This is a genomic window from Streptomyces sp. F001 (assembly GCF_004187715.1).
In the GTDB taxonomy this organism is placed as follows: domain Bacteria; phylum Actinomycetota; class Actinomycetes; order Streptomycetales; family Streptomycetaceae; genus Streptomyces; species Streptomyces flavusporus.
In genome coordinates this window covers 70,035-96,767 of the sequence record NZ_QZWF01000019.1, presented here as the reverse complement: position 1 = coordinate 96,767, position 26,733 = coordinate 70,035, and the positions used below count along the sequence as shown (strand labels likewise).

The 26,733-nt window shown below is 68.9% G+C and carries 23 protein-coding genes, 3 pseudogenes and 1 riboswitch; of the genes and pseudogenes, 9 read left to right on the top strand and 17 right to left on the bottom strand.

What is annotated here, in order from left to right:
- Nucleotides 1–10: 10 nt before the first annotated feature.
- The 3 genes from StrepF001_RS36440 to StrepF001_RS36430 all read right to left on the bottom strand — a co-directional run bounded on the left by StrepF001_RS36440 (nt 11) and on the right by StrepF001_RS36430 (nt 2,251).
- Complete coding sequence (locus StrepF001_RS36440) at nt 11–490, bottom strand: hypothetical protein (protein ID WP_129802446.1); 480 nt, start codon at nt 488–490, stop codon at nt 11–13.
- A complete protein-coding gene (locus StrepF001_RS36435) occupies nt 487–1,770 on the bottom strand; it encodes an IS256 family transposase (protein ID WP_240797825.1) in 1,284 nt (427 codons plus the stop codon). Before StrepF001_RS36435 ends, StrepF001_RS36440 begins: the two co-directional genes overlap by 4 nt.
- 85 nt (nt 1,771–1,855) lie before the next feature.
- A complete protein-coding gene (locus tag StrepF001_RS36430; protein ID WP_129802445.1) occupies nt 1,856–2,251 on the bottom strand; it encodes a hypothetical protein in 396 nt (131 codons plus the stop codon).
- Between the two features lie 125 nt (nt 2,252–2,376).
- On the opposite strand from StrepF001_RS36430, the pseudogene StrepF001_RS36425 reads away from it, so the two are divergent.
- A pseudogene (locus StrepF001_RS36425) lies at nt 2,377–3,066 on the top strand (transposase); the annotation flags it as partial.
- Between the two features lie 202 nt (nt 3,067–3,268).
- Here the strand turns inward: StrepF001_RS36425 and StrepF001_RS36420 are convergent.
- Nucleotides 3,269–4,507 (bottom strand): IS110 family transposase, encoded by a 1,239-nt coding sequence (locus StrepF001_RS36420; RefSeq protein ID WP_129802444.1) that lies wholly within the window; start codon nt 4,505–4,507, stop codon nt 3,269–3,271.
- Between the two features lie 381 nt (nt 4,508–4,888).
- On the opposite strand from StrepF001_RS36420, the pseudogene StrepF001_RS36415 reads away from it, so the two are divergent.
- From StrepF001_RS36415 to StrepF001_RS36405, 3 genes and pseudogenes are all read left to right on the top strand, one after another.
- A pseudogene (locus tag StrepF001_RS36415) lies at nt 4,889–6,059 on the top strand (transposase family protein); the annotation flags it as partial.
- A gap of 67 nt (nt 6,060–6,126) precedes the next feature.
- Nucleotides 6,127–6,432 (top strand): transposase, encoded by a 306-nt coding sequence (locus StrepF001_RS36410; RefSeq protein ID WP_129799403.1) that lies wholly within the window; start codon nt 6,127–6,129, stop codon nt 6,430–6,432.
- Nucleotides 6,429–7,322, top strand: coding sequence for an IS3 family transposase (locus tag StrepF001_RS36405; RefSeq protein WP_129799404.1), 894 nt, complete (start codon nt 6,429–6,431; stop codon nt 7,320–7,322). Before StrepF001_RS36410 ends, StrepF001_RS36405 begins: the two co-directional genes overlap by 4 nt.
- A 30-nt stretch (nt 7,323–7,352) precedes the next feature.
- On the opposite strand, the gene StrepF001_RS50225 is transcribed toward StrepF001_RS36405, so the two are convergent.
- Nucleotides 7,353–7,940: a hypothetical protein gene (locus tag StrepF001_RS50225; protein ID WP_346656984.1), complete on the bottom strand. Its 588-nt coding sequence runs from the start codon at nt 7,938–7,940 to the stop codon at nt 7,353–7,355.
- Between the two features lie 32 nt (nt 7,941–7,972).
- Complete coding sequence (locus tag StrepF001_RS50220; RefSeq protein WP_206307047.1) at nt 7,973–8,278, bottom strand: class I SAM-dependent methyltransferase; 306 nt, start codon at nt 8,276–8,278, stop codon at nt 7,973–7,975.
- A 319-nt stretch (nt 8,279–8,597) separates the two neighbouring features.
- On the opposite strand from StrepF001_RS50220, the gene StrepF001_RS36390 reads away from it, so the two are divergent.
- Nucleotides 8,598–9,860, top strand: coding sequence for an IS110 family transposase (locus StrepF001_RS36390; RefSeq protein ID WP_129802443.1), 1,263 nt, complete (start codon nt 8,598–8,600; stop codon nt 9,858–9,860).
- 447 nt (nt 9,861–10,307) lie between these two features.
- On the top strand, nt 10,308–10,721 hold the full coding sequence (locus tag StrepF001_RS36385) for a hypothetical protein (protein WP_129802442.1): 414 nt from the start codon (nt 10,308–10,310) through the stop codon (nt 10,719–10,721).
- 90 nt (nt 10,722–10,811) lie between these two features.
- On the opposite strand, the pseudogene StrepF001_RS48655 reads toward StrepF001_RS36385, so the two are convergent.
- Together StrepF001_RS48655 and StrepF001_RS36375 are read right to left on the bottom strand one after the other, a co-directional pair.
- Nucleotides 10,812–10,943 (bottom strand): annotated as a pseudogene (locus StrepF001_RS48655) (IS256 family transposase); the annotation flags it as partial.
- A gap of 528 nt (nt 10,944–11,471) precedes the next feature.
- On the bottom strand, nt 11,472–12,656 hold the full coding sequence (locus StrepF001_RS36375) for an MBL fold metallo-hydrolase (RefSeq protein ID WP_129802441.1): 1,185 nt from the start codon (nt 12,654–12,656) through the stop codon (nt 11,472–11,474).
- Nucleotides 12,657–12,785: 129 nt separating this feature from the next.
- Between StrepF001_RS36375 and StrepF001_RS36370 the strand changes: the two genes are divergently transcribed.
- Together StrepF001_RS36370 and StrepF001_RS36365 are read left to right on the top strand one after the other, a co-directional pair.
- The gene (locus StrepF001_RS36370) at nt 12,786–13,964 is read left to right on the top strand and encodes a glutamate dehydrogenase (RefSeq protein WP_129802440.1); all 1,179 of its coding nucleotides are present in this window, start codon (nt 12,786–12,788) and stop codon (nt 13,962–13,964) included.
- A 53-nt stretch (nt 13,965–14,017) separates the two neighbouring features.
- Nucleotides 14,018–14,635, top strand: coding sequence for a TetR family transcriptional regulator C-terminal domain-containing protein (locus StrepF001_RS36365; protein WP_206307046.1), 618 nt, complete (start codon nt 14,018–14,020; stop codon nt 14,633–14,635).
- A gap of 117 nt (nt 14,636–14,752) precedes the next feature.
- On the opposite strand, the gene StrepF001_RS36360 is transcribed toward StrepF001_RS36365, so the two are convergent.
- The 3 genes from StrepF001_RS36360 to StrepF001_RS36350 all read right to left on the bottom strand — a co-directional run bounded on the left by StrepF001_RS36360 (nt 14,753) and on the right by StrepF001_RS36350 (nt 19,294).
- Nucleotides 14,753–15,538, bottom strand: a complete 786-nt coding sequence (locus tag StrepF001_RS36360; protein ID WP_129802464.1) for an SGNH/GDSL hydrolase family protein — start codon at nt 15,536–15,538, stop codon at nt 14,753–14,755.
- A 212-nt stretch (nt 15,539–15,750) separates the two neighbouring features.
- Complete coding sequence (locus StrepF001_RS36355; RefSeq protein ID WP_129802439.1) at nt 15,751–16,755, bottom strand: M23 family metallopeptidase; 1,005 nt, start codon at nt 16,753–16,755, stop codon at nt 15,751–15,753.
- 4 nt (nt 16,756–16,759) lie between these two features.
- Nucleotides 16,760–16,917, bottom strand: a riboswitch (cyclic di-AMP (ydaO/yuaA leader).
- 307 nt (nt 16,918–17,224) lie between these two features.
- Nucleotides 17,225–19,294: an alpha-galactosidase gene (locus tag StrepF001_RS36350; RefSeq protein ID WP_129802438.1), complete on the bottom strand. Its 2,070-nt coding sequence runs from the start codon at nt 19,292–19,294 to the stop codon at nt 17,225–17,227.
- Between the two features lie 203 nt (nt 19,295–19,497).
- On the opposite strand from StrepF001_RS36350, the gene StrepF001_RS36345 reads away from it, so the two are divergent.
- The gene (locus StrepF001_RS36345; protein WP_129802437.1) at nt 19,498–20,295 is read left to right on the top strand and encodes a tyrosine-protein phosphatase; all 798 of its coding nucleotides are present in this window, start codon (nt 19,498–19,500) and stop codon (nt 20,293–20,295) included.
- Nucleotides 20,296–20,314: 19 nt separating this feature from the next.
- Here the strand turns inward: StrepF001_RS36345 and StrepF001_RS36340 are convergent, their stop codons facing one another.
- From StrepF001_RS36340 to hpnH, 6 genes are all read right to left on the bottom strand, one after another.
- A complete protein-coding gene (locus tag StrepF001_RS36340; RefSeq protein WP_129802436.1) occupies nt 20,315–20,434 on the bottom strand; it encodes a DUF6126 family protein in 120 nt (39 codons plus the stop codon).
- Nucleotides 20,431–21,054 (bottom strand): XRE family transcriptional regulator, encoded by a 624-nt coding sequence (locus tag StrepF001_RS36335; protein WP_129802435.1) that lies wholly within the window; start codon nt 21,052–21,054, stop codon nt 20,431–20,433. The genes StrepF001_RS36340 and StrepF001_RS36335 overlap by 4 nt, the downstream gene beginning before the upstream one ends.
- A gap of 61 nt (nt 21,055–21,115) precedes the next feature.
- The gene (locus StrepF001_RS36330) at nt 21,116–22,543 is read right to left on the bottom strand and encodes an aspartate aminotransferase family protein (protein WP_129802434.1); all 1,428 of its coding nucleotides are present in this window, start codon (nt 22,541–22,543) and stop codon (nt 21,116–21,118) included.
- Nucleotides 22,540–24,495 carry a 1-deoxy-D-xylulose-5-phosphate synthase gene (dxs, locus tag StrepF001_RS36325; protein ID WP_129802433.1) on the bottom strand — a complete coding sequence of 652 codons (1,956 nt, stop codon included), beginning with the start codon at nt 24,493–24,495 and terminating at the stop codon, nt 22,540–22,542. The genes StrepF001_RS36330 and dxs overlap by 4 nt, the downstream gene beginning before the upstream one ends.
- Nucleotides 24,496–24,525: 30 nt before the next feature.
- Nucleotides 24,526–25,701, bottom strand: a complete 1,176-nt coding sequence (ispG, locus tag StrepF001_RS36320; RefSeq protein ID WP_129802432.1) for a flavodoxin-dependent (E)-4-hydroxy-3-methylbut-2-enyl-diphosphate synthase — start codon at nt 25,699–25,701, stop codon at nt 24,526–24,528.
- Nucleotides 25,702–25,705: 4 nt separating this feature from the next.
- Nucleotides 25,706–26,728 carry an adenosyl-hopene transferase HpnH gene (gene hpnH, locus StrepF001_RS36315; protein WP_129802431.1) on the bottom strand — a complete coding sequence of 341 codons (1,023 nt, stop codon included), beginning with the start codon at nt 26,726–26,728 and terminating at the stop codon, nt 25,706–25,708.
- Between the last annotated feature and the right edge of the window lie 5 nt (nt 26,729–26,733).

Here is a 26,733-nt window from a genome sequence, read left to right as displayed (position 1 = left end):
GTGGATCAAGTCAGCTTGGTTTCTCGAGCTGATGGAGTCGGCGGCTTGCTGCGGTGCGGACTCGGCGGGTCCGTCCGCGCTGAGCGAGCAGTCGGAGGGCCTGGGGGGCGGTGACGATCTGCGTGGTCGCGGCCATGCGCTGGAGCCAGTCCGAGGCGTCGGTGAGTTCCTCGGCGGCCCACGGCTCGCCCAGGGCGAGGGTCCTGAGCAGGCTCCATTCGCGCAGTCGGCTGGTGAGGAAGTCACGCTGGTCGACCACCTGGGCCATGGTCTGGGCCCAGGCGGTGAATGCCGGATCAGTGAGCAGGTCGGCGGCCCGGCGGTCCAGATGACGGCCCACCGCGCTGTTTGCCATCGTGGCGTCCTCATCGCGTAGCACGGCGGCCAGCAGGTCGGCTTCGTTCGCTTCGGCGACGGTCTGCAGGGCGTGGAGGTAGTGGGCGAAGCGCCGGTGTTCGGCGGGCTCGTTGCCCTGGTGCGGGCCGGTCATGCCGCCCTGCCTTCCGGCCGCTCGACGAGCTGGCCGCGTTCGAAGCGGGCCCCGGCGCGGACCGGGGCGACCAGGTGGGGTGCGTTCACGGCCCGCCAGCGGGCCTGGGCGGACTCCACCAGCTTGAACACCATAGCCAGGGCGGCGGCCGCGCTGTCGGCGCCCTTGGTGACCTTGGTCCGCAGCCGGACGGTGGCGAAGGTCGACTCGATGGGGTTCGTGGTCCGCAGATGGATCCAGTGCTCGGCGGGGAAGTTGTAGAACGCCAGCAGCTCATCGACGTCGTCGGTGATCTTCTTCACCGCCTTGGGGAACTTCGCGCCGTAGGTCTTCTCGAACACCGCGACGGCTTGGAGCGCGTGCTCCTTGTCTTCCGCGTTGCAGATCTCCTGCAGGGCCTTCTTCGCTCCGGGCTGGGCGGACTTCGGCAGGCTGGCGAGCACGTTTGCGATCTTGTGAACCCAGCACCTTTGGTGCCTGGCCTCGGGGAACACCTCGGCCAGGGCCTTCCAGAACCCGAGTGCACCGTCGCCGACAGCGAGGGCGCGCATGCCGCGGCGCCAGCAGTCGCGCAGCAGGTCGGCCCAGGAGTCGGACGATTCGCGGTAGCCGTCGCTCATGGCGATCAGTTCCCTGGTGCCATCGGCACGCACGCCCATCAGTACGAGCACGCACGACTTCGCTTCGACCAGGCGTATGCGCAGGTGGATGCCGTCCGCCCAGACGTAGACGTAGGCGGTGGCGGACAGGTCACGCTCCCCGAACGCCTGGTGGTCGGCCTGCCACTGCTGGGGGAGCCGGGTGACTGTGGCCGGTGAGAGGCCGGCCGTGGAGCCGAGGAACTGCTCCAGCGCGGGCACGAAGTCCTCGGAGGACAGGCCGTGCAGGTAGAGCAGCGGCAGCACCTCGCTGATCTTCGGGGACTTGCGGCACCACGGCGACAGGATCGCGGAGGAGAACCGCTTGCGCTCGCCCGTGGCTTCATCGATGCGCTTGTCGTTCACGCGCGGGGCCTTCACCTCGACCGTCCCGGCCGCGGTGGTGACCTTCCTCGGCTGGTGGTAGCCGTTGCGGACCACCAAACGGCGACCGTGCTCGTCCTGCTGGTCGGCCAACTCGGCTATATAGGCATTGACCTCGGCCTCCAGCGCGGCGGCCAGCATCCGCCTGGCTCCCTCGCGGACGATGTCGTCGATCAGGGAACCGGACTGCGTCGTGCCGTCCTCGTTGACTAAGGCTTGTCCCGCAACGCCTGGCCGCAGTTGAGACTTCTTCGGCATGCCTGCCTCCGCGACCTGCTCCTCGAAGCTGAGGTTCTGCAGGTAGTGGCGGCTACGGTCGGGCAGAGGGCGGATGCGGATCAGCTCAGGGCTCGAACGAGTCCTTCGTGCTGGGCCTCCGAAAGCGTTTGACACCGCTGCACGCCAAGAGCTCGGTCCCGGTGGCGTCGAAGTACAGATTGAAGAACCAGAGCCGGTCTGCTGCGTCGATGGTCCCGGTACGCAGTTGCTCGCCGCGGTGCCGTGCAAGGATCTCAACGGTCTCGTCGAGGCCGATGGTCTTCGGCAGACCACGCTTCAACGACCGCCTCAGCCTCGTTGCGGCGATGTCGGCGACCATCCAGTGGGGCGCCGCCCCGTCGAAAACCCTTACCTCGGCGCCGGCGGCGATGGTGTCGCGTGCTGCCTTGCACGCGCTCGTCTGGTCGGTGAGCATCGCGGCGATGTCGGGGTGACTGGGGTGCTCGTCCTCTGTGGCCATGCGCTGACTGTAGAGACTGAATTTGGGCGTTGCTACAGGATTCGGCGTGGACTGCGCCGGGCGACACGTAGAGGATGGAGCACTCGCGATGTTGCGCCGGGCACCCTGGAACGATCTTGCGGTGGCTGGTGACTGCGCTGCGCCGCGAAGGTGCGGATCCGGTCCGCAAGGGCCGGCCGTGGTCCCTTCCGCTGGAGGACCGGGTACTGCTCGTGTTGGCCTACTGGCGCACGAATTTGACGATGCGCCAGCTCGCTCCGCTCTTCGGCATTTCAAAGTCCGCGGCTGGCCGGATCATCGACCACCTCGGTCCCGCGCTTGCCCTGCGGCCCCGCAGACGGTTCAGCAAAGACACCGTCCTCATTGTGGACGGCACCCTGGTTCCCACCCGCGACCACATCATCGCTGAGCAGTCCAAGAACTACCGGTACTCCACGAACCACCAGGTCGTCATCGACGCCGATACCCGACTTGTCGTGGTGATCGGCCGGCCCCTTCCCGGTAACCGGAACGACTGCAAGGCGTGGGAGGAGTCCGGCGCGAAGGCCGCCGTGGGCACGACCACGACGATCGCCGACGGTGGCTATCCAGGCACAGGGCTTGTCATGCCTCACCGCCGCCGCAAAGGCGAAGAGCTGCCCGACTGGAAACAGGCCCACAACACGTCCCACAAGCAGGTCCGCGCCCGTGTCGAGCACGTCTTCGCACGAATGAAGACTTGGAAGATCCTCCGCGACTGCCGTCTCAAAGGCGACGGCGTCCACCACGCCATGCTCGGCATCGCACGCCTACACAACCTCAACCTCGCCGGATAGGCGAGCGGACAGATTGATCCCCGACCTCGTCCACACCAGTCAGAGATCATTTACGGGACAAGCCTTACGCTGAGCATGGGCGTGCCTTCCCAACCGACGGTGCAACGTCGGTCTACTCGGTGACCTATCGATCACTCGGGAAGGTACGCCTTTTCACGTCCAACCCGAGGCCGATCCACAGACATCCGAGCTTGGTAAGAAGTCAAGCCGCGAGTGCCACGGGCGCCGGGGTCGTACCGGGAAATGCCTTGTCGGGATCGAACCTCTGGCCGGTCTGCAAGCAATGGAAGAGGCAGCCGAGAAGGCGGTTGAAGACGTTGCGCATGGCGGCGGTGTGCCGGTCGCCGAGGCCGCGGCGCCGGTCGTACTCCGCTTTGACCCGTGGGGAGGGCAGTGCCCCGAAGATCCATACGTAGCCCGCGGCGGCCAGGCGCTGGTTCTTCACCCGGCGATGGCGCACGATATGGCTCTTGCCGCTGGCAATGGTGACCGGCGCCGAGCCGGCATACGCCTTCAGGGCGCGGGCGTCGGCGAAACGAGTGCGGTCATCGCCGATCTCGGCCAGGACACGTGCGCCGGTGAGCGGCCCGATCCCGGGGAAGCTGCCCAGGATCTCGGCATCCGGATGCTCGGCGAACGCCTCCGCCGCGGCCTCCGCGAGGTCGTCGGCCGCCCGGCAGGCGGCATCCAACTGGGCTACCAGGGCGAGGGTTTGGCGCCCCATGGCCTGCTCGACGAGCGGCGGTTGATGCAGGTAGTCGCCGGTGAAGACGGTGCGCAGCCGTTCCACCCACACCTCGATGTTGCGCTGCCGGCCGGATCTGCGCAGCGCAGCCCGCAGCTGGGCACGGGTCAAGCGGGCGGCGGCGGCCGGCTCAGGGGCCACGGCGAGAACCGTCCGCGCTTCCCGGGCGTCCAGGCCGACGCCACGGACGGCGAAGGCCACGAGGGCGGCCGGGTAGTACTGCTTCAGGTGTGAGCGCAACTGGTTGATCAGCTGGGCGCGGTTCCATACCGCGTCCTGCTGGGCGCGCGCGAGGACGGCGATCGCCTGGACCAGCTCGGAGTCGGCCGGCAGCGGACGGTGCACCTCGGCGTCGGTCCGCAGGATGTTGGCCAGCGTCATGGCATCGGCGTGGTCGGACTTCGCCCGGGCGCTGCGGTGCCGCTCGCGGTAGCGCGCCACCGCCATCGGATTGATCGAGTACACCCTCCGGCCGGTCGCGCGCAGGCAGGCGAACATCAGGCCGCGCGCGGTCTCCACGGCCACTGGTATCGGGGCCTCGGCGCTGTCACCCGCCTCCGCAAGCATGGCCAGCAGTTGCCGGAAGCCCTCCAGGTCATCCGTGATGCGCCGCTTGGCGACCAGCTTCCCCACCTCATCGACCAGCGCCACATCGTGGTGATCCTCCGCCCAGTCGATCCCACACGTGATCGTCAACCTCAAGCTCCCTCATCGTCGTGCTCGTTCCGTGTGAGCCTGCGCAGGGCACGCCGCGACCTAATAGGAGGGCTCGATGGCCCGACATCCGATGAGCAGTTCGCAGCCCCAGCTCCCCGCACGGGCCTCGGTCTCTGGAAGGAGCTCAGTGGCTCGCGCAGCGAGGGAGAGGTGGCCGTACGGACGGCTCAGGTCACGATCATGACGTCATCGGCCAGATACGCGACACACCGGCAGGTGTGCACGGCGACGGGGCCCTCTGCCTGTGGAGAGGAGTCCGGCTCCAGGCCTTGAGTAGGGGTCACCCGCCACCGTGCACTGCTATTAGGTCTTGAGCATTGCTCCTTTCGGTGGTGACGGAGCGTCGTGGGCCTCATTGACATTCGAATGATTGAGGTCAACGAGCTTGTGAAGACGGTGCTTTCGGGTCTGTCCCCACTGGTCATCAGGGACGTGCTCGACGCGGGCGAGCGGATCGTGATGCGGGCACAGACTCGGCCGGACACCGAGGGCTACCCCGCGTGCGGGGCGCCGTCGGAGCGCGTGCACGGCTATCACTGGCGGACGGTGGCCGACCTGCCGATCGACGGGCGCCGGGTGGTGGTCCGTGTGCGGGTGCGGCGCTTGGTGTCTCACGCGCGACTGCAGTCACATCTTCCGCGAACAAGTGCCCGACGTCCTGGACCAGTACCAGCGTCGTACCACCCGCCTGACCAGGCAAGTCAATGCCATGGTCAAGGAGTTAGCGGGCGGCCGCTGGCGATTCTGGCGGTGAGTCTGTCGCGTCACACGGCTCTGCGCGCCCTACTGCGGATCCCGTTGCCCACCGGGCGGGTGCCCCGTGTGATCAATGTCGACGACTTCGCCCTACGCCGGCGTCACACTGTGATCGTTGATTTGCCGAGGCCATTCGGCGCGCTCTGCCCGGGCGCGGTCCAGGTCGGAGACCGATGGCATGTGTGGAAGAACCTGTGCGAAGCCGCTCTGAGCAAGGTCAAAGCGCACAGCACCTGCTGGGCCACCGTGCTGGATGCGCCCCTGTACAACGGGCCCCGCGCCCAGACCACCCTCGAACGCTGGCACCCGATCGACGGCCTGCTCGACCAGGGCGTCGGCCTGCTCGAATGCGTCCCCCGACTGCAATTGGCCCTGACACCGTCAAAAGGTACGCTCGTGCCGACGGCCTGAGCGCATGCTCCGCGTTCCCAAGTACCGCGCCAGCCTCCTCGGCCACTACCGCGAGCACCTGCCCAAACGCCGAGCCGAGGATCCGGGCGTCCCCGTTACGCGCCTCTTCGAGGAGACCAAGATCCTCGGCCTCACGGGCTGCCTGAACCTCCTGCACAAGTACATCAACCGGGGCCGAGCAATACGAACTTCTGGCCAAGCTCGCCGCCGCCTGCCCCGAGATGACTCAACTGGCAGCAGAAAACGGGACTTCGCACTGCTCCTTACGCCGCACGCCGACGTGCTCACGCGCGCTGGATCGCCCGGCCCCGAACAAGCCAGCCTGCCCCATCTGCATGCCTTCACCCGGAGCCTGGACGGGGAGTGAAGCTTCCCCTTGATCACGGACACCTGGAGACTGGGACGTGAGGTTCCAGAGGAAGTAGCACCAGGTGGGAAGCAAGAGCAACCGCAGCAGGCGGTACACGGAGGAGTTCAAACGGGACGCGGTCGCGCTCGTGCGCTCCTCCGGGAAGACCGTCACCGAGGTGGCCCGGGAGCTCGGGGTCAGCGCTGAGGGACTGCGGAACTGGGTCAAGCAGGACACGATCGACCGCGGGCAGGGGGCGCCGGGAGAGCTGACGACGGCCGAGCGCGAAGAGCTGCGCCGGCTGCGGAGGTTGGCCGCCGAGCAGGCGGAGACGATCGAGGTGCTGCGAAAAGCGGCGGTCTTCTTCGCGAAGGAGAGCGATCGATGAGCGATGTGTACGCGTTCATCGAGGCGGAGAAGACCATCCATGGCGTCGCTCTTCTGTGCCGGCTGCTGAAGGTGGCCCGCTCCTCCTTCTACGCGTGGCTGGCCGGCGAGAAGACCCGGCGGGCGAAGCAGGCTGCCGACGACGCCCTGGCGCACGAGATCACCGTGCTGCACCTCGCCTCCCGCCGCGCCTACGGGGTGCCGCGGATCCATGCTGAGCTGCGCCGGCTCGGGCACCGGATCAACCGCAAGCGCATCGAGCGCGTCATGCGCGAGCGCGGCATCGCCGGCGTGACCCGCCGCAGGCGCCGGTCGCTGACCCGCCCGGCCAAGAGGGCCGTGCCCGCGGCGGACCTGCTCGGGCGGGACTTCACCGCCCCGGCACCCGGGATGAAGCTCGTCGGCGACATCACCTTCATCGCCACCGAGGAGGGCTGGCTCTACCTGGCGACCTGGCTCGATCTGGCGACCCGCGAGATCGTCGGCTACTCCATGGCCGACCACCACCGCGCCTCGCTGGTCGTCGACGCGCTGGTCATGGCTGCCGCACGCAGCCGGCTCCAGCCCGGCTGCATCGCGCATTCGGACCGCGGCAGCGAATACACCTCCGACGAACTCCGCCGCGAGATATGCCGGTTGGGGCTGCGGCAGAGCATGGGCCGCACCGGCTCGTGCTTCGACAACGCCGCCGCCGAGTCATTCTTCGCACTGCTGAAGGAAGAGATCGGCACCCGCTGCTGGCCGGACCGGGCGAGCGCCCGAGCGGAGGTCTTCGCCTTCATCGAGACCTTCTACAACCGCCGGCGACTGCGGAAGCATCCGGTCTGGGGCTACCTCACCCCGCTGGAGATCCGGCAACGACACGAACAAGGACACGCCCTCGTGGCGTAAGCATCGAGTGTCCAACATCACGGGGAAACTTCAGACCTCGACGCCGTGATCGCCAGGCTCACACTTCGGTACAGCAACGGCCCCGCCGAGGGTGTCAACACCAAGACCGAACGGATGGCGCGCCGTATGCATGGGCGCAGCAGGCTTCGCTCTGCTGCGCCACCGCGTCCTCCTCGGATAGCGGTACGCTCCGTCACCTCCGAAAGTGAGCCAGGGCCGTTCGCTACACAGACCTGGGTCTGAAAAGCTGGGCGACGTCCGGTCGCTCCTGCGGGGTACCCCGTCCAATGCCCGCAGCACGCGATCGCGCCCTTGGGACGTGAGTCGCGCCAGTATCTGCGCGACCTCGGCAAGGTCGTCGCTGATCGGCGTCATCGCTCGCCATCCGGCGATCGCAGAGACAACCGTCGAAAGCCTGTGCCTCCACTCGACGGTCGCGTTGTGCTCGGTCGTCGCCACCTCGTCGGCGTAGGTGCCGGGGCCTCCCGAGGCTTCCGGTCCCTCGTCGAAGTAGTCATGCGCGACCGTGCTTCCGGTCTCGTCGTCGAGGGCGAAGCTGAACGGGTGGAACTCCGCAAGGTACAGAAAGCCGGCGGGGGCGAGCAGTGTTGCGACCACCGATGCCCAGCGCGTGATGTCAGGAAGCCAGTTCAGCGCCCCGAAACTGGTGTAGACGATGTCGAATGTCTCCCCCCCCCGACCGCTGAGACGGAGTCATAGACGTCCGCGGTCAGGAAGCGTGCGTCGATGCCGAGTTCGGTCGCGAGTCGTGAGGCCGCTTCGATCTCGGGCGGAGAGAAGTCCAGCCCGGTGACCTGGGCTCCTCGTGCCGCCCACGACAGCGTGTCCCGGCCGAAGTGGCACTGCAGATGGATCAGGCGCTTGCCCCTGACATCCCCCACCTCGGCCGTCTCGAAGCCCTTCAATGAATCGGGCCGGGCACGGAACTGCTCCATGTCGTAGAGGTCCGAGCCCAGATGTACGGGCACCCGCTCGTCCCAGTACGCCCGGTTCAATTCTTGCCAGGAACGCGTATCGCTGCGCTGATCACCCCGAGTGCGGGAAAGTAGACCTGGATGTCCCGGCCACGCCGATGGCTCTGCGATGCCGGTGAGCTCGTTTGCCAGGATGGTGCGGGGGTCAGCCGAGGGGACCACGGTTTGTCGCCATGGCGGCATCTGCCGTCCGGGAGCACGCGTGTCAGATTCCGAGTCTTCCCTTGACTCCTCCGGGACAGCCGCCGAGCGGGGTGGGTGCGGCCGTCGGGAGCGGGCGATGAATCGGCAGGATGTGAAGGACGAGGTCATCCATCTGCGGTCCGCGGGAGTGGACCTGGGCAAGCGTTTCCTGCTGGCCTGCGTGCGCACGCCCAGCACAAAGCGGTCGGGGACGTGGAGTTTGGAGACCGAGCGGTTCGGGACCACGCGGTCGGAAGTCCGCTGGCTGTTGGGCTGGCTGACGGAGCGTGAGGTTGAGGTGGTGGTCATGGAGGCCACCGCCGACTACTGGCGCGGTGTCTACTACCTTCTGCAGCCCCATCTGAACCTGATGCTGGTCAACCCTGCCCACCTCAAGGGGATCCGGGGGCGCAAGAGCGACCCCAGCGACGCGGCCTTCCTCGCCCGGGCCGGTGCGTCCGGGCTGGTGATGGCCTCGTTCGTCCCCGAGCGTGCGGTCCGGGAACTGCGGGATCTGACCCGCAGGCGTACCGAGCTCGTGCGGGCCGCGGGCTGGGAGGTTCAGCGGCTGGAGAAGGAGCCGGAGGACACCGGCATGAAGCTCACCTCGGTGCTGACCGATGTGACGGGCGTGAGCGGCCGGGCGATCCTGGAGGCTCTCATCGCCGGGGAACGTGACCCCGGGCAGCTGGCCGGCCTCGCCGTCGGCAAGGCCCGCGCGAAGATCCCAGCCCTCATCGAGGCCCTGGACGGCGAGTTCACCGACCACCACGCGTTCATGGTCCGCCACTACCTCGATGAGATCGACCGCTTCAAGAGTGCCGTCACCGCGTTCGACGCGCGGATCGCCGGCCTTCTGGCCGAGCGCGAGCACGAGCTCGACCTTCTCGACTCGATCCCGGGAATCGGCCGGATGGCAGCGGAGATCATCCTGGCCGAGACCGGTGGGGACATGAACCAGTTCCCAACTGCCGGACACCTCGCCTCGTGGATCGGTGTCTGCCCCGGGCAGAACGAATCCGCGGGAGTGAGCAAGTCGGGGAAGACCCGACCGGGCAACAGCAACCTCAAACGGTTGCTCGGCGTCGTCGCCATGGCCGCGATCAGGAACAAGGACACCTACCTCGCCGCCTACTTCCGGCGCATCTCCGCACGCAGGGGAGGCAAGCGCGCCATGGTCGCGGTCATGCACAAACTCGCCATCGCGATCTGGCACGTCCTGCACGACCACGTCCCCTACCGCGACCTCGGCGCCGACTACTTCACCAAGCGTGACCCCGAACGCGCCATGCGCCGCATGATCAAGGAAGCCAACAGCCTCGGAATGACCCTCCGCTTCGAACCCATCACAACGTCCTGACCTGCACAGTCGCTTGCATCTTTCGTGTCAGCGCCCTGCCAGGTCACCCATGAATCCGAACGGTACACAGAGACAGCCTGGCGTACTACGCTGCCGGACTCGGCAGCCATCTCGAATATTCGCCTTGCCCCGGAACAACCCGTCAGCTGGATGACCTCCTCCAACTCCTCGCACATCGTCCGCCATGCCCGCCGGTACCAGGTACTTCGCGAAAAGCGCCGCACGCCGTCTTCGTGCAGCCTCAGGGCATCAGCACGGAGAGCCTCTGTGAGCGCTTCCCTGTCGGCGCCGTACGTCTTGTTGGCGTGTCAGTTGGGACAGAGAGCGATCATCGCGCTCGGGAGCCGGCCGAGATCGTCTGCCGATTTCGAACCGAGCGGGCCCTCTGCCCAACTTCCGTGATACACCGGGAAGATCAGCGTGATGTGAGCAGAGAGGACACCGTCCATGGGTCGACCGACGACCTCGACTCCCCTGCCGGGCGACACGAAGGTACTGTCCATCGGTCTGCACCCGAGTGCGCTCGACTACAGCCGGATGCCCGACGGTGTCGACGAGGCGGTGCTCACTGCCCGGATCGAGGCGGCGAACGCGGCGCTGCGCGAAGCGGGGTTCGATGCTGTTGTGTGCCTGATCGACATCTCTCCAGACCGCGCCGAGGCGACTGTCCGGGAGCAGCTCCAGAAGCACGCGTTCGGCTTGGCGATGATCGGCGGTGGCGTGCGGATGCTGCCGGAGAACACCCTGCTGTTCGAGCGGCTGGTCAACCTCCTCACCGAGGCGGCGCCCGGGATCCGGCTGTGCTTCAACACGACGCCGGAGGACACGGTCGAGGCGCTGAGGCGGTGGATCCAGGCGTAGACGAGGTGTGGCCGACTGAGAGCCGTCTGCATACCTGTCGAAAGGTATGCGGACGGTTTCTCATGTCAGCGGGCGCTGGGCCGAAGTCGGTCATGCTGCCACGGTGGTGGGGCGTTCAACGAGCTGGCCGCCTTCGAAGCGGGCACCTGCCCGGACAAGGACGACGAGGTGGGGTGCGTTCACGGCCCGCCAGCGGGCCTGGGCGGACTCCACCAGCTTGAAACCGGAATGCTCCTGCAGGTTTCGCCATCGCGCGATTGGCATCTGTGCCGCACTTGCCGAGGTCCAGGGGACGCACCGAAAGGCCGGCCGCATCAAGGTCATGATGTTCCTGATCGAACGCATACGACTTGACGAGGGACGTCATCGACCAGCCGTAACGGTCGGATTCGGGAGGCTCCCCAGCAGGAAGACATGCCGCTACCACGGAATGAACTGCCACTCCACGACCGCCACTCCTGACTTGGACACCCTGCAACCAGCTACGCGCTCACGCCCTGAAGTGCCCCCCAGGCGCAGGTCCCGGAGATGGCCAGTAAGGCCGATCGTCTGCCGCATGGCTCTACGCGCCACTCACTGTCACTCGCACACTCGCGCCGCCACGGCAGGCGGAGGGCCACGGCCGGAACTCCGACACCCGTTCCTGACTCTGCCGACGCGGCGGCCCGTCGATGACCCGCAGGACCTTCTATCGCTCGGCCTCCGACATGGTTGCAAGGACGTCCGTCACGTGCTTCAGCTCGTCCACGGTCAGCCCTCACCCACAAGGTCGAGGTCGTCACGAGACGCCTCCGGGGTGATCTCCGGAACGGGCCACTTGCGGTTCAGCGGCAGGGACACATCCCGCCACCAGGGGCGCGTGGGGAGGATTCCAGCCGACTCGAAGGGCTCGCCCGGAACAGGGACGGCGACCACCTGTCCGACCGCGCCGGCGGCGTCCATCGTCCACTCGCCGGGCTCGGCCCAGGCATGCGGGGCGAGGTTGAAGGTCCCCCAGTGGATGGGCAGCAGCACGCCGCCCGGCTCCCCGCCCTGAAGGTCGAGGTGGGCGCGCATGCCCTCGTCCGGAGTCATGTGGATGTCGGGCCAGAACTCGCTGTACGCGCCGAGCTGGATCATCGTCGCGTCGAACGGGCCGTAGTCGGCGCCGATGTCCTGGAAGCCCTCGAAGTACCCGGTGTCACCGCTGTGGAATATCCGGTGCTCGTCCCCCGCCACGACCCAGGAGGCCCACAGCGTGTGCTGGGTGTTGCGCAGGCCACGGCCGCAGAAGTGACGGGCGGGGGTGGCGGTCAGGGTGAGCCCGCCGACCCGCGTCGTCTCGTGCCACTCCAGTTCGCGCAGCCGCTCGGCGGACACGCCCCAGTGCTCGAGGTGTGCGCCGACGCCGAGCGGGACGGCGAACAGGGTGTCCGTGTCGGCCAGCGCCTTGATCGTGGGCATGTCCAGGTGGTCGTAGTGGTCGTGCGAGATGACCACGACGTCGACCGGGCCGAGCGCCGCCAGCGGGACCGGCACCGGGTGCAGGCGCTTGGGGCCGGCGAAGGGGAACGGTGAGCAGCGCTCACCCCAGACGGGGTCGAAGAGCACCCGCTGTCCGTCGATCTCCGCGAGGACGCTGGAGTGACCCATCCAGGTCAGCCGCAGCCCGGTGACCGGCGGCTTGGCGAGGTCGGCGAGCGTGGTGGCGTGCACCGGCACCGCACCCTTCGGGGAACGGCGCGTGCGATCTTCCTTGTCGAAGTACTTCTTCGCGAAGTCCAGTGGCGACCCCGACGGCCGGGTCCGGGAAGGGCCGCCGGGATTCTGGAAGACCCCGTCCTTGAAGTAGGGAGATCTGCGGATGCGCGCCATGCGCTCACCGCTCGGATCCGCGCCGAAGGCCTCGGGCTGCAGTGCGCGGAGCCCGGAGCTCAGGGAACGGGAACCGGCCACGGTACCTCCAGGTGGAGTCGGTAAGGCCTCCCATTATGGTCCGCCCCTCCGACACTCCTGCGCCGACCAGGCCCCATACTGAATCGCGAGTCAGTAATCACTGGCCGATCCGCCCCGAGGAGTCCCCATATGACCGCCCCCCTGCTGTCGCTCACCTGGACCGACCACGTCACCGGCCGCCAGGGCTTCCTGGTCGTCGACCGGCTGGTGCGCGGCGTCGCCAGCGGTGGGCTGCGGATGCGCGCGGGCTGCACGTCGGACGAGGTCACCGGGCTCGCGCGCGGCATGACCATGAAGGAGGCGCTGCACTACAACCCCGAGGGCCGCTACGTCCCGCTCGGCGGCGCCAAGGGCGGTATCGACTGCGACCCGCGGGACCCGGAGGCGTACGGAATCCTGGTGCGGTACCTGCGGGCCATGCGGCCGTACGTCGAGAGCTGCTGGACCACGGGCGAGGACCTCGGTCTCACCCAGGACCTCGTGGACCGGGCCGCCACCGAGGCAGGGCTCGTCTCGTCGGTCCAGGCCGTGTATCCGCTGCTCGACGACGAGGCCACCGCCAGGCAGAGGCTCGCCGACGCGTTCGCGGTCGAGGTGGACGGCATCGGGCTCGACGAGCTGGTCGGCGGCTGCGGGGTCGCCGAGTCGCTGCTCACGGCCCTCGACCGGGCCGGAGTGCCGTATGCCGGGACGCGGGTCGCCGTCCAGGGGCTGGGCACCATGGGTGGGGCCACCGCACGGTTCCTCGCGCGCGCGGGTCTGACGATCGTGGCGGTCGCCGACATCAAGGGCACCATCGCCAACCCCGACGGGCTCGACGTCGAGGTGCTGCTCGCCGCGCGGGACGCGTACGGCGTGGTGGACCGCGGCGTACTGCGGCCCGGGGACCGTGAACTGGCCGGTGACGCCTGGCTGTCCGCCGACGCGGAGGTGCTGGTGCCGGCGGCGGTCTCCTACGCGATCGACACCACGAACCAGGACCGGATCACCGCCCGCTGGATCGTCGAGGCGGCCAACATGCCCGTACTGCCGGAGGCGGAGGAGCTGCTGACCGGGCGCGGAGTCACGGTCCTGCCGGACGTGGTGGTCAACTCCGGGACGAACGCCTGGTGGTGGTGGACCCTCTTCGGCGACATCGGCGCCGACGCGGACGAGGCGTTCACGTACACGCGCCGCTCGATGCGCGCTCTCGTCGACCTCGTCCTGTCCCGCGCGCAGACCGACGGCACGACACCACGGACCGCCGCGCACGCCGTCGCGGCGGCCCGGCTCCCGGTGCTCGCGGAACGCTACGGCTGGTACCGGTGAAGCTGCACGCGCGCGCGTGCGCACCGATGTGCGACAGGGCCTAGGGTGAACGCGTGGCGAGAGTGCGGTTGAGCGTGCAGGAACGGCGCGAGGAGTTGTTGCGCGCCGCCGTGGAGCAGATCGAGGCGCGGGGTGTCGCGGCGGTCCGGATCGCCGACGTGGCCTCCACGCTCGGCGTGAGCAACGCGCTGGTGCTCTATCACTTCTCGACGAAGGAAAAGCTCGTCGCCGCCGCGTTCGCATACGCCGCCGAGGACGACCTGGCCCAGCTGAGCAAGCTGCTCGGCCGGCGTACGACGGCGCTGCGCCGGCTCCGGTCGGCCGTGCGCTGGTACGCCCCGACCGGCCAGGCCAAGGGCTGGCGGCTGTGGATAGAGGGCTGGGCTGCCGCCCTGCGCGAGCCGGCCCTGCAGGAGGTCACCCGGGACCTCGACAGGCGCTGGAAGGCGGCGATCGCCGAGGTCATCGCCGAGGGCGTGGCCGCCGGCGAGTTCCGCTGCCCGGATCCCATGGGCGCGGCGCTGCGGCTGACGGCCCTGCTCGACGGCCTGGCCGTCCAGCTGACGTCGTACCCGGGCGCGCTGTCCCGCGCCCGGGCCCAGGAGTGGGTCGACGAGGCGCTCGCCCGCGAGCTCGGACTGGCCGAGGTGTCGTCGGCCGGGCACGCGTGAGCCGTCCGCGAGGACAGGTTGCGGTTCATGGCGTACGCCCGTCCGCGCCGGAGGCGGGCCGGTCCGACGCAGGCGATCGGAACGACCCGCTCCCCCGGCTTCCGCCACGGATGTGCCTCAAGCCACCGACGCGATCCGCATCCTGATGTCGTCCGGCGACAGCGTCCCCTTCGCCGTCACGTGGTCGCCCGACGACTCGCCGCGCAATCGGCGGCCGATCCACGGCACCAGGTACTCGCGCGCCCATTGGACGTCGTCCCGCCGGACGTCGAGCGTGCCGCGCGGTGGAACTGGCGGCCAGGGCTGCTCCGGATCGGCGGGGACGGCGAGGCCGAGGACCTGACCGGCCCGCAGCGCCACGCGCGTGTGCCCCTCGGGCGAGAGGTGCAGCCGGTCGTCGTCCCAGGCCCTGCGGTCCTGAACGGACTTGAGGGACCACAGGTCGAGCACCGGACAGCCGTACCGGTCGGCGATGGCCCGCACATGCCCGTTGTAGGTGGCGATCTTGCCGCGCAGGTGCTTCAGCAGGGGTACGCCCCGGGTGTCGAAGCCGGTCGTCACCATCACTGTGCCCGCGACGGCCGTCAGCGCGGCGATCGCCCGCTCGAAGCGCTCGGCGACGTCGTCCGGGTCGGTGCCGGGCCGGAGGATGTCGTTGCCGCCGGCGCAGAACGAGACCAGGTCCGGCGCGCGTTCGACGGCCCGCGGAAGCTGGTCCGCCACGATCTGGTCGAGCAGTTTTCCGCGCACGGCGAGGTTCGTGTACTGGAAGTCGCCCTCGGCTCGGCGGTCCGCGAGCAGTACGGCGAAGCGGTCGGCCCAGCCGACGAACGCCCCGTCGGGGCCGGGGTCGCCTACGCCCTCGGTGAAGCTGTCCCCCACCGCCACGTACGACCCGATCACTGATCTGCTGTCATTCTTCGAATCGTCTGCCACGTCGGGACATGATTCCGCTTCGAATGTGACCTACGCGACCGTAGGAAGGGGTTGACGGGCGGTGAGATAAGCCACTGCCAAAAGGTTGGTCAACTGTGGAATAACCGCTCCGTCCGCGCACACCGAAGGCCGGACCCGGGGATCGGGGTCCGGCCTTCGGTGGCGTGAGAGCGCGTGCGTCAGCCGACGGAGACGCCGTGCGAGCGGAGGTACGCGACCGGGTCCACGTCCGAGCCGTAGTTCGGCGTGGTGCGGATCTCGAAGTGCAGGTGCGGACCGGTCGAGTTGCCGGTCGAGCCCGAGAAGCCGACCTGCTGGCCCGCGGTCACGGTCTGGCCGGCGGAGACGGACAGCGAGGACAGGTGGGCGTACTGGGCGTAGTAGCCGTCGGCCAGCTTGAGGACGACCTGGTTGCCGTACGCACCGGCCCAGCCCGCGGAGACGACCGTGCCTGCGCCGACGGCCTTGAGCGGGGTGCCCGTCGGCGTGGCGAAGTCGACGCCGGTGTGGTAGCCGCTGGACCACATGCTGCCTGCCACCTTGTAGGCGGTGCCGACGGCGACGCCGTCAACGGGGGAGGAGTAGCCGCTGGAGGTGCCGGCGGAGCTCTGGGTGGCCGTCGACGCGTTCGACGCGGAGGACTCGGCGGACGACGACTGATCGGACGACTTCGCCGAGGACTCCGTCGAGTTCGACGACTTCGAGGCCTTGGACGCCTCCGGCGACTCCGACGACGAGGAAGGAGACGAAGAGGACGAAGCGGACGACGGCTCGTCCGCGCTCGCCGCGGCCTTCTTGCCGATCGTGAGCTTCAGGCCGGGGTGGATCAGCGACGGGTTGTCGCCGACGACCTCACGGTTGTCCTGGTAGAGCTTCTGCCAGCCACCGCTGACGCTCTGCTCCTCGGCGACCTTCGCAAGATAGTCGCCGATCTTCACCGAATAGGTCTTCACACCGGCGTTCTTGGCGGCGGACTTCTTTTCGGCGGCCTTCTTCTGGGCGGCGGCCTTCTCTGCGGCGACCGACTGAACGGCGTTTTCCGGAGCGGACTGCACAGTGGTGGCATGGGCGCCGGCGGCCCCCATCAGCGGGAGGGCGAGTGCGGCGCCACCGGTTCCGGCAATGGCGATGGAACGGGTGAAACGCTGGGTCTTCGGACGGCGGTGCTTACCCTTCGCGGGCATGGCGAATTCCTCTCCGGCGCCTGCGAGGTGAGCTGTCGGGTGCGGACTGGAGATGCCCGGCCGCGCCGAAGCGCGGCTGTACCCCTAGCCGTTCCGGAGACCGGAACAGGCATTTGTACCTGTGGGTCCCCCGCTCCTGCCGTACACGGGTGGGTTTGCGCGGGCACCGGGCGGCGGCAGGATTAGGCGTCCGCCCGGATCGGTGTGGAACGTAAGCGACCAAGACGCAATGGGACAAGCAAGAGGTTCCGCACGAACGCCCACTTCTTGATCAGTTCACCGAATTCACCGTCACCCTCCGTGGATTCCGAAACCGTCATGTTCCGCAAATGCCCTTGAAAAGCGCTTGGATTACGTGGACATGACGGGCAACGCACGGTCACGGATATGACGCTGCTCACGTGACATCGCTCCAGGTTCCTTTATTCCCGAGCGACTTGGAATGAAGAGGCTAATTCGGACAGAAGAGTCAGATGCGACGCAGTCGGAGAACCGTCGCATCGAGGTCACCCCGCAGCCTGGTGCGCAGTCCGTGGTGCAGCAGTACGGCACCCCGGTGCACTTCACCCGTTTCGCGGCATTCGTACGACGCGGTGGGGTCGAGCCCACGCAGCCGCAGCGCCGGGACGGGCTCCCCGTAGCTCTGCGCCTGAAGCCAGGCGAGCACGACGGCCTCGTCGCCGCGTACGTACTGGACGGCGCTCAGCCCGCCCCGCGGCGGCCGCAGCCGGTGGAGGTCCCCGCGCTGCACGAGCGGCCGGATCTCCTTGTAGAGCGCCACCCAGCCCCGGGCCTCCGCAAGCTCCTCGTCGGTCCACCGGGTGAGGTCACCCCCGACACCGAGCACCCCGGCCATGGCGCTGACGAAGCGGAAGCGCAACGAGCTGGCCCGGCCGTTGAGCTGGGTGTTGGGGCTGTCGGTGACCCAGGCGGCCATCACGCGCGCGGGGTGAATCTGACTGAAGCCGTCCTGGATGGCGAGCCGGTCGAGCGGATCGGTGTTGTCGGAGGTCCACACCTGGTCGGTACGGCTCATCACACCGAGGTCGATGCGACCGCCGCCACCCGAGCAGGACTCGAAGGCGACACCGGGGTGGGCCGCCCGCAGCCGGTCCAACAGGGCGTACACGGCGCGCACATGGTCGACCCACAGCCGCTGCGGATACGGCTCGCCGGGCCAGCCGGCATCGGTGAAGCAACGGTTGAAGTCCCACTTGACGTAGTCGATCGGGGCGCTGGACAGGAGCCCGTGCAGCTGCTCCCAGAGGTAGTCCTGCACATCCTCCCGCGCGAGGTTCAGTACGAGCTGATTACGAAGTTCCGCCCGCTTTCGCCCCGGTTGGAACTGCACCCAGTCCGGGTGGGCGCGGTACAGCTCGCTGTCCGGGTTGACCATCTCGGGCTCGACCCAGATCCCGAACTGCATCCCGAGGGCGTGCACGTCGTCGGCGAGCGGCTTGAGCCCGGCCGGGAAGCGGTCGGGGTTGGGTGTCCAGTCGCCGAGCCCGGCGCGGTCGCTGGTGCGCGCCCCGAACCAGCCGTCGTCGACCACGAACAGCTCGACGCCGATCGCCGCGGCCCGCCGGGCGAGCGCCCGCTGCTGCTCCTCGCTGATGTCGAACTCGGTGGCCTCCCAGGAGTTGAACAGCACCGGCCGGTCCCGCTCGGCGTCCGGAATGACGTACGCCCGCTGGTAGGCGTGCCAGGCGCGGCTGGCACCGCCGAAGCCGCCGTCGCTGAAGAGGCCGGCGAAGACAGGGGTGGTGAAGGACTCCCCCGCCGCCAGCCGCAGCAGGCCGGAGTCGTCGTAGCCGGCTCCGCCGGTGATCTGCACGCGCGCGTCCGGCAGTTGTGCGACGGCGATCCGCCACGAGCCCGACCAGGCGAGGGCGCAGCCGTAGACCTCGCCGCGCTCCTCGGTCGCGTCGGTGTCCAGCGCCACCCACGGCAGATGCTGGTGGCCGGTGTGTCCGCGGCGGCTGCCGATGACCTTCTCACCGTAGGTGAGGGGAGAGCGCACGAGCCGGGACTCCGCGGCCCAGCGGCCGTGCAGCTGGGACAGCCGCCATGCGTCGCGGTCCGGCAGGGTCCAGGTCGCGGAGTCGGCACGCAGCAGCTCGGCCTCGGGCCCGTCGTTGTGCAGGGTCACCCAGCGCTCCACGACGTCGTCACGCATCCGGTAGTGCAGGGTGATCGCCAGCCCGGCGTCGCGGAAGCGCAGCCGCAGCTCCTGGTCCGCGGTCTCGTGGGCCTCGAAACGCCACTCGGTGCCGCGCCGCTCGTCGGTGCGCACGGACAGGGCGGGCCGCACGAAGCGAGGGCCGCCCTCGACGGGATACTCCTCGCGCCCGTCGAGCGGCGACTCGAAGGGCCAGTAGTCCGGCAGTGGGCGCACGGCGAGGGCCTCGGCGTCGGCGAGCGCGATCCGCGGGCCCCAGTGCAGATGCAGCAGCTCGTCGTCGTCGGCGAGGTGGACGGCATAGCTGCTCGTGGGCCCCGACAGCAGCCACGTACGCCCGTTCTCGGCGATCTCCAACATCAGGCCCCCACAGATTCCGACAGCTCCACTCAAGCACCAACATCATCAAGGGCCACGGGCGTCCGGGGCAACGCCTGTGGACAACTCGTCCAATGGGCGGTGACCTCCTGTGGACAACTCATTGCCCCAGGAATCCATGTCGTATCGTCGACTGCGTGCCCGTCGACGAGCCGCGCCGACGGGGCCGATGGGAGGGAGCCCCCGTGACGCAGCAGGTGCCGTCGACCGAGCCCGAACTGGCCGGAGTGCGCAACTTCCGTGACGTCGGCGGCCTGCCGACGGTGGACGGCCGACGGGTGCGGTACGGGGTGTTGTTCCGCAGCGGTCACCTCGCGCACGCCACCGACGAGGACGCCGAGTTCCTCGGCTCCCTCGGACTGCACACGATCTTCGACTTCCGCAACGCGGCGGACCAGAAGCTCGAGGGCCCCGACGTCGAGCTGCCGGGTGTGCGCAATGTGAACCTGCCACTGACGGACCCCGCGGACGGCGCCGAGTTCTGGAAGATGGTCCGGGACGGCGACCTGGACCAGCTGCGCACGATCCTCGCGGACGGCAAGGCGGCGAACCGGATGATCACCTCGTACCGCACGATCATCAAGGAGCGCACGACCGAGCACTCCCAGGTGCTGCACGCGCTCGCCGAGGACAGCGTCCCGGCCCTGATGCACTGCGCGGCGGGCAAGGACCGCGCCGGCCTGTCCATCGCCGTCACGCTGCTCGCCCTCGGCGTGGAGCGCGAGGCCATCCTCGCCGACTACCTGGAGTCGAACGCCAAGCACCGCCGCTACAAGGTGCACCGCAGCAGCACCTCCGCCTCGGCCTACTCCCCCGAGGTCATGGAGCTTCTCAGCCCTCTCTTCGACGCGCGCGCCGAGTATCTGACGGCGGCCATCGAGACCATCGACGGGACGTGGGGCGGCGTCGACACCTACCTGGAACAGGGACTGGGGATCGCCCCGGAGACCCGGGACCGGCTGCGCGCGCGACTGCTCGACTGAGCCGGACCCGACTGCGGCCCTACTTCGCCCCCACCTCGAAGAGCAGGTAGAGGAAGCCGGCGAAGACATGTCCCGCCGCGATGTAGATCAACAGCCGGACCCAGATGGCCCGCGGGAACTTCTGCTCGAGGTTACTCATGGCGTTTCTCCCGTGATGGGGCCGAGGCACAGCGCGGCCGTGGGGCTCTGTAGCAGGGTGTGGACGAACAGGAGCTCGACGCCGTCGGGATCCTGGGCGGCGATGCGGTGCGGGGTCAGCGAGTCGAAGTGGGCGCTGTCCCCCGGTGCGAGCAGGTGCACGGTGTCCCCGAGGCGCAGCCGCAGGCGGCCCTGGAGGACGTACAGCCACTCCTCACCGGGGTGCACGCGCACGATGTCGCCCTGGGAGCCGTACGGCACCTGGACGCGCAGCGCCTGCATCCCGCGGCCGGGCGCGCCGGCCTGCCAGTACGTCCAGCCGCCCGCTCCGGTCGGCTCCATGTCGGCCGCGCGCACGACGGCATCCTGGTCGGCGACCGTCTCGCCGAGCAGCTCCGAGACGGTCGTACCGTAGATACGGGCGAGCGCGAGCAGCATCGGCAGCGAGGGCTGACGCTGCCCGGTCTCCAGCCGGGAGAGATGGGCGGGCGAGAGTCCGGCGAGGCGGGCGGCGGCCTCCAGGGTGCGGCCGGCCCGTCGGCGCAGGGCACGGAGCTGCGGGGCGACCACCGGCAGACCGTCGGCCGGCTCGGCCCCGGGCTCGGAGGCGGAGGAGTTCATGCCTCCATTCAGCCGGACACTTTGCCCATCGGGCAAATTTGTTGCCTTCCAGGCAAAAGCGCTATCGGTTGGCGACCGCCTGCTTCACCAGTGTCTTCCCGAAGTCCCACACCAGCCCGCCGCCGTTGTGTGCGTCGTCCATCACGGCCGTGAACGCGTCGACGAACCGGTCCACCTCCCGCTCGCCGATGATCAGCGGCGGGATCAGCTTGATGACCTCCAGATGGTCGCCGGAGACCTGGGTGAGAATCCGGTGTCGCTGCAGCAGCGGCACAACCACCATCTGGGCGAACAGCCCTTTACGGGCGGCCTGCAGCATGGCCCAGCGGCTGCGCAGCTTCAGCGACCGGGGCCGGCCGAACTCGATGCCGATCATCAGTCCCCGGCCGCGGACGTCCGCGAGCATCTCGTACGTGTCGGTCAGCGCCGCCAGCCGGGATCTGAGCAGCTCGCCGGTGGTGCGTACGCCCGCGACGATCTGCTGGTTCTCCATCACCGACAGCACCGCCAGGCCCGCCGCCATGGCCTGGGCGTTGGACCCGAAGCTGGCCGAGTGGACCAGCACCCGGTCCATCGACGAGTAGACCTTCTTGAAGATCCAGTCCCTGCCCAGGGTGGCGCCCACCGGCACATAGCCGCCCGAGAGGGCTTTGGCCACGCACACCAGGTCCGGCTCGACGCCCTCCTCGTGCTGGTAGGCGTAGAAGTCGCCGGTCCGGCCCAGCCCGGTCTGCACCTCGTCCGCGATGAGCAGCGCCTTGTGCCGGTGGAGCAGCTCCTGGGCGGCGCGCAGATAGCCGGGCGGGGCCTCGTACACGCCCTTGCCCTGGATGGGCTCGACGATCAGGGCGGCGACGTCACCCCGCTTCAGTTCCCGGGCCAGGGCGTCGAGGTCGCCGAGCGGCACGGCCGTGTCGGGCAGCAGCGGGGCGAAGCCGTCGCGGAAGCCCGACTCGCCGTTCACGGACAGCGAGCCGGTGGTCAGTCCGTGGAAGGCGTGCGTGCAGTACAGGATCCGCGGTCGGCCGGTGACGTACCGGGCGAACTTCAGCGCTGTCTCGACGGCCTCGGTGCCGCTGTTGCCGAAGAACACCCGGTCCAGGTGCGGGCTGTGCGCCAGCAGCCGCTCGGCCAGCAGGCCGGGCAGCGGCTGGCAGTCGAAGCGGGTGAGGTCGGCGAGCTGGGCGTCGAGGACGTCGTGCAGCGCCTTGCGGACCACGGGGTGGTGGCGGCCCAGGCCCATCACCCCGAAGCCGGCAAGCATGTCCAGGTAGTCGTTGCCGTCCGCGTCCCAGAAGTAGGCGCCCTCGGCCCGCTCGTAGACCTTGTCGAAGCCGATCGTGTGCAGCATGCGCGGGAGCTGGTGGTTGAGGTACCGGGCGTGCAGCTCGTAGCGCTCGGCTCCGCGCCGGGCCAGCAGCGCACCGAGGTCGAACTCCTTCTCGGGCCCCGGCTCCGGTGGCTGGGACGCGGATTCCGCGGTTGTCATGGCTGAGTCTCCTTGGACAGCTCTTCCGTCACAGCCGTCTCCCCGGACAGCTCCGCGTGGAGGTCGGTCGCCTTGGACAGCTCCTCCTTGACGGCCAGGCTCGCGCTGATCCGCCCGGCGATCTCGACCGGTGTGAGGCCGATGTCGGCCAGCACCTCACCGCGCTTGGCGTGCGCGAGGAACTGCTCCGGGATGCCGAACCGCCGTACGGGCACGTCCACTTCGGCGTCGCTCAGCGCGAGCGCCACCGCCGCACCGACCCCGGAGGCGCGGCTGTTGTCCTCGACGACCGCGACCAGCCGGTGCGTGGCGGCGAGGCCGGGCAGCGCCGGGTCGACGGGCTTGACCCAGCGGGGGTCGACGACGGTGCAGCCGATGCCGCGTGCTTCGAGCAGCTCGGCGGCCTGCAGGCAGACCGGCGCCATCACGCCGACGGCGACCAGCAGGACATCCGAAGGATCCGAAGAGTGCAGTACGTCGATGCCGCCCAGCCGGTCGACGGCCGGAACGCACGGCCCCACCGACTCCTTGGGGAAGCGCACGAGCGTCGGGGCGTCGTCGACGGCGACCGCCTCGCGCAGCTGGGCCCGCAGCTGGTCGGCGTCGCGTGGCGCGGCGATCCGCAGCCCGGGCACGACCTGGAGGATCGACATGTCCCACATGCCGTTGTGGGAGGCCCCGTCGGCGCCGGTCACGCCGGCCCGGTCCAGGACGAAGGTCACCCCGCAGCGGTGCAGCGCCACGTCCATCAGGAGCTGGTCGAAGGCGCGGTTGAGGAAGGTGGCGTAGACGGCGACGACGGGGTGCAGTCCGCCGGCCGCGAGGCCGGCCGCGGAAACCACCGCGTGCTGTTCGGCGATGCCGACGTCCCACACCCGGTCCGGGAACCGCTGGGCGAACTCGGCGAGGCCCACCGGATGCAGCATGGCCGCCGTGATCGCCACGACGTCCTCCCGCTCCTCGCCGATCCTGACGATCTCGTCGCCGAACACCGAGGTCCAGGAGGGCCCGTTGGACGGAGCCAGCGGCTCGCAGGTGAGCGGGTCCATCACGCCGACGGTGTGGAAGTGGTCCTCCTCGTGCGCGAGGGCGGGTTCATAGCCGCGGCCCTTCACGGTGAGGCAGTGCACCAGCACCGGCCCGTGGAAGCGTTTGGCGCGCCGCAGCGCCGACTCGACGGCCTTGATGTCGTGTCCGTCGATGGGGCCGACGTACTTCAGGCCGAGGTCCTCGAACATCCCCTGCGGCGCGAAGGCGTCCTTGAAGCCCTTCTTCGCGCCGTGCAGCGCCTCGTAGACCGTTCCTCCCACGACCGGGGTGCGCAGGAGCACGTCCTTGCCCCAGGCGAGGACCTTCTCGTACGAGTCGGTGGTGCGCAGCGTCGCAAGATGGTTGGCCAGCCCCCCGATGGTCGGCGCGTACGAGCGCTCGTTGTCGTTGACGACGATGATCAGCGGCCGGTCCTTGGCGGCCGCGATGTTGTTCAGCGCCTCCCAGGCCATCCCGCCGGTGAGCGCGCCGTCACCGATCACCGCGACGACATGCCCCTTCTCGCCCTGCACCCGGCGGGCCTTGGCGAGTCCGTCGGCCCAGCCGAGCGCGGTGGAGGCGTGGCTGTTCTCGATGATGTCGTGCTCGGACTCCTCGCGCGACGGATAGCCGGACAGCCCGCCCTTGCCGCGCAGCTTGGAGAAGTCCTGACGTCCTGTCAGCAGCTTGTGTACGTAGCTCTGGTGTCCGGTGTCCCACAGGATGCGGTCGACCGGTGACTCGAAGACCCGGTGGAGCGCGACGGAGAGTTCCACCACCCCCAGATTGGGCCCGAGGTGGCCGCCGGTCCTGGCGACCGCCTGCACCAGGAACTCTCTTATTTCGTCGGACAGTTCGCGCAGTTGCGCCTCGGACAGCGCCTTCAGGTCGCGTGGTCCCCGGATGTTCTCCAGAATCGTCACGCTCGGCCCCCTCTCGGTCCGTGCCTTCCCTCAACTCACCGTCACTGCCGGCTTCCCCGTGCCGGTGGGGGCACCCGCTGCGGCCCCGTCCTGCTCCATCTGCTCGGCGATCTTCATGGCCTCTTCGATCAGCGTCTCGACGATCTTCGACTCGGGGACGGTCTTGATGACCTCGCCCTTGACGAAGATCTGCCCCTTGCCGTTGCCGGAGGCGACGCCGAGGTCGGCCTCGCGGGCCTCGCCGGGGCCGTTCACCACACACCCCATGACCGCGACGCGCAGCGGGACCTCCATGCCCTCAAGGCCGGCGGTGACCTCCTCGGCCAGCTTGTACACATCGACCTGGGCACGCCCGCAGGACGGGCAGGAGACGATCTCCAGACCGCGCTCCTTGAGGTTCAGCGACTCCAGGATCTGGATGCCGACCTTGACCTCCTCGGCGGGCGGAGCGGACAGGGACACCCGGATCGTGTCGCCGATGCCCTGCGACAGCAGTGCACCGAAGGCGACCGCCGACTTGATCGTGCCCTGGAACGCCGGGCCCGCCTCCGTGACGCCCAGATGCAGCGGGTAGTCGCACTGCGCGGCCAGCTGCCGGTACGCCTCGATCATCACGACCGGGTCGTTGTGCTTCACCGAGATCTTGATGTCCCGGAAGTCGTGCTCCTCGAACAGCGACGCCTCCCACAGCGCCGACTCCACCAGCGCCTCCGGCGTCGCCTTGCCGTACTTCTGCAGCAGCCGCCGGTCCAGCGAGCCCGCGTTCACGCCGATCCGGATCGGCGTGCCGTGCTCCTTCGCGGCCCCCGCGATCTCCTTGACCTTGTCGTCGAACTGCTTGATGTTGCCGGGGTTGACCCGGACCGCGGCGCAGCCGGCCTCGATCGCGGCGAACACGTACTTCGGCTGGAAGTGGATGTCCGCGATCACCGGGATCTGCGACTTGCGCGCGATGGTCGCCAGCGCGTCCGCGTCGTCCTGGGTCGGACAGGCGACCCGGACGATCTGGCAGCCGGACGCCGTCAGCTCGGCGATCTGCTGAAGGGTCGCGCCGATGTCCGACGTACGGGTCGTGGTCATGGACTGCACCGACACCGGCGCGTCTCCGCCCACCGCCACGGATCCGACCTGGATCTGCCGGCTCTTCCGGCGCTCGGCGATCGGCCGGACCGGTACCTCGGGGACGCCCAGAGGGATGGCGGTCATGGCGTCACTCCCGGTTTCCGGAGACCGTCTCGCGCATGGCGCGCAGGGACTCCTTCAGGGAACCCATGGTGGCGAGGACGGCGGTGGGCTCGTAGCCGCAGTGCGCCATGCAGTTGGCGCAGCGCGGGTCCTTGCCGCGGCCGTACTTGTCCCAGTCGGTCTCCTCGATCAGTTCGCGGTACGTCGGCACGTAGCCGTCGCTCATCAGGTAGCAGGGGCGCTGCCAGCCGAACAGCGAGTAGTTCGGGATCGCCCATGCGGTGCAGGGGAAGTCGACCTTGCCCTCGAGGAAGTCGAGGAACAGCGGAGAGTGGTTGAGCCGCCAACGGCGCCGGTTGCCGCCCGCGAAGGCCTTCTTGAACAGCTCGCGGGTCTGCTCCACACCCAGGAAGTGCTCCTGGTCGGGGGCCTTCTCGTAGGCGTAGGCGGGCGAGATCATCATCTCGTCGACCTCGAGGTCGTCGTTGAGGAAGTTGAGCACCTCGACGATGGTCTGCGGGGTGTCGGTGTTGAAGAAGGTCGAGTTGGTGGTGACCCGGAAGCCGCGCCGCTTGGCCTCCTTGATGGCCGCCACGGCCTCGTCGAACACACCCTCCTTCGCGACCGACTCGTCGTGCCGCTCGCGCAGGCCGTCGATGTGCACGGCGAAGGCGAAGTACGGCGAGGGCTTGAACTTGTCCATCTTCTTGCGCAGCAGCATGGCGTTGGTGCACAGGAAGACGTACTTCCGCCTGGCCACCAGCTGGCGCACGATCTCGTCGATCTGGGGGTGCATCAGCGGCTCACCGCCGGCGATCGACACCATCGGCGCCCCGGACTCCAGCACCGCTCCCACGGCCTGTGCGACCGGCATGCGCTGCTTGAGCACCCCGGCGGGGTGCTGGATCTTGCCGCAGCCCTCGCACTTGAGGTTGCAGGCGAAGAGCGGTTCGAGCTCGACGATGAGCGGGAACTTGTCGCGCCTGCGGAGCTTCTGTTCAGCCAAGTAAGTAGCGACCTTGATGGACTGACGCAGCGGCATGGCCATCGGGC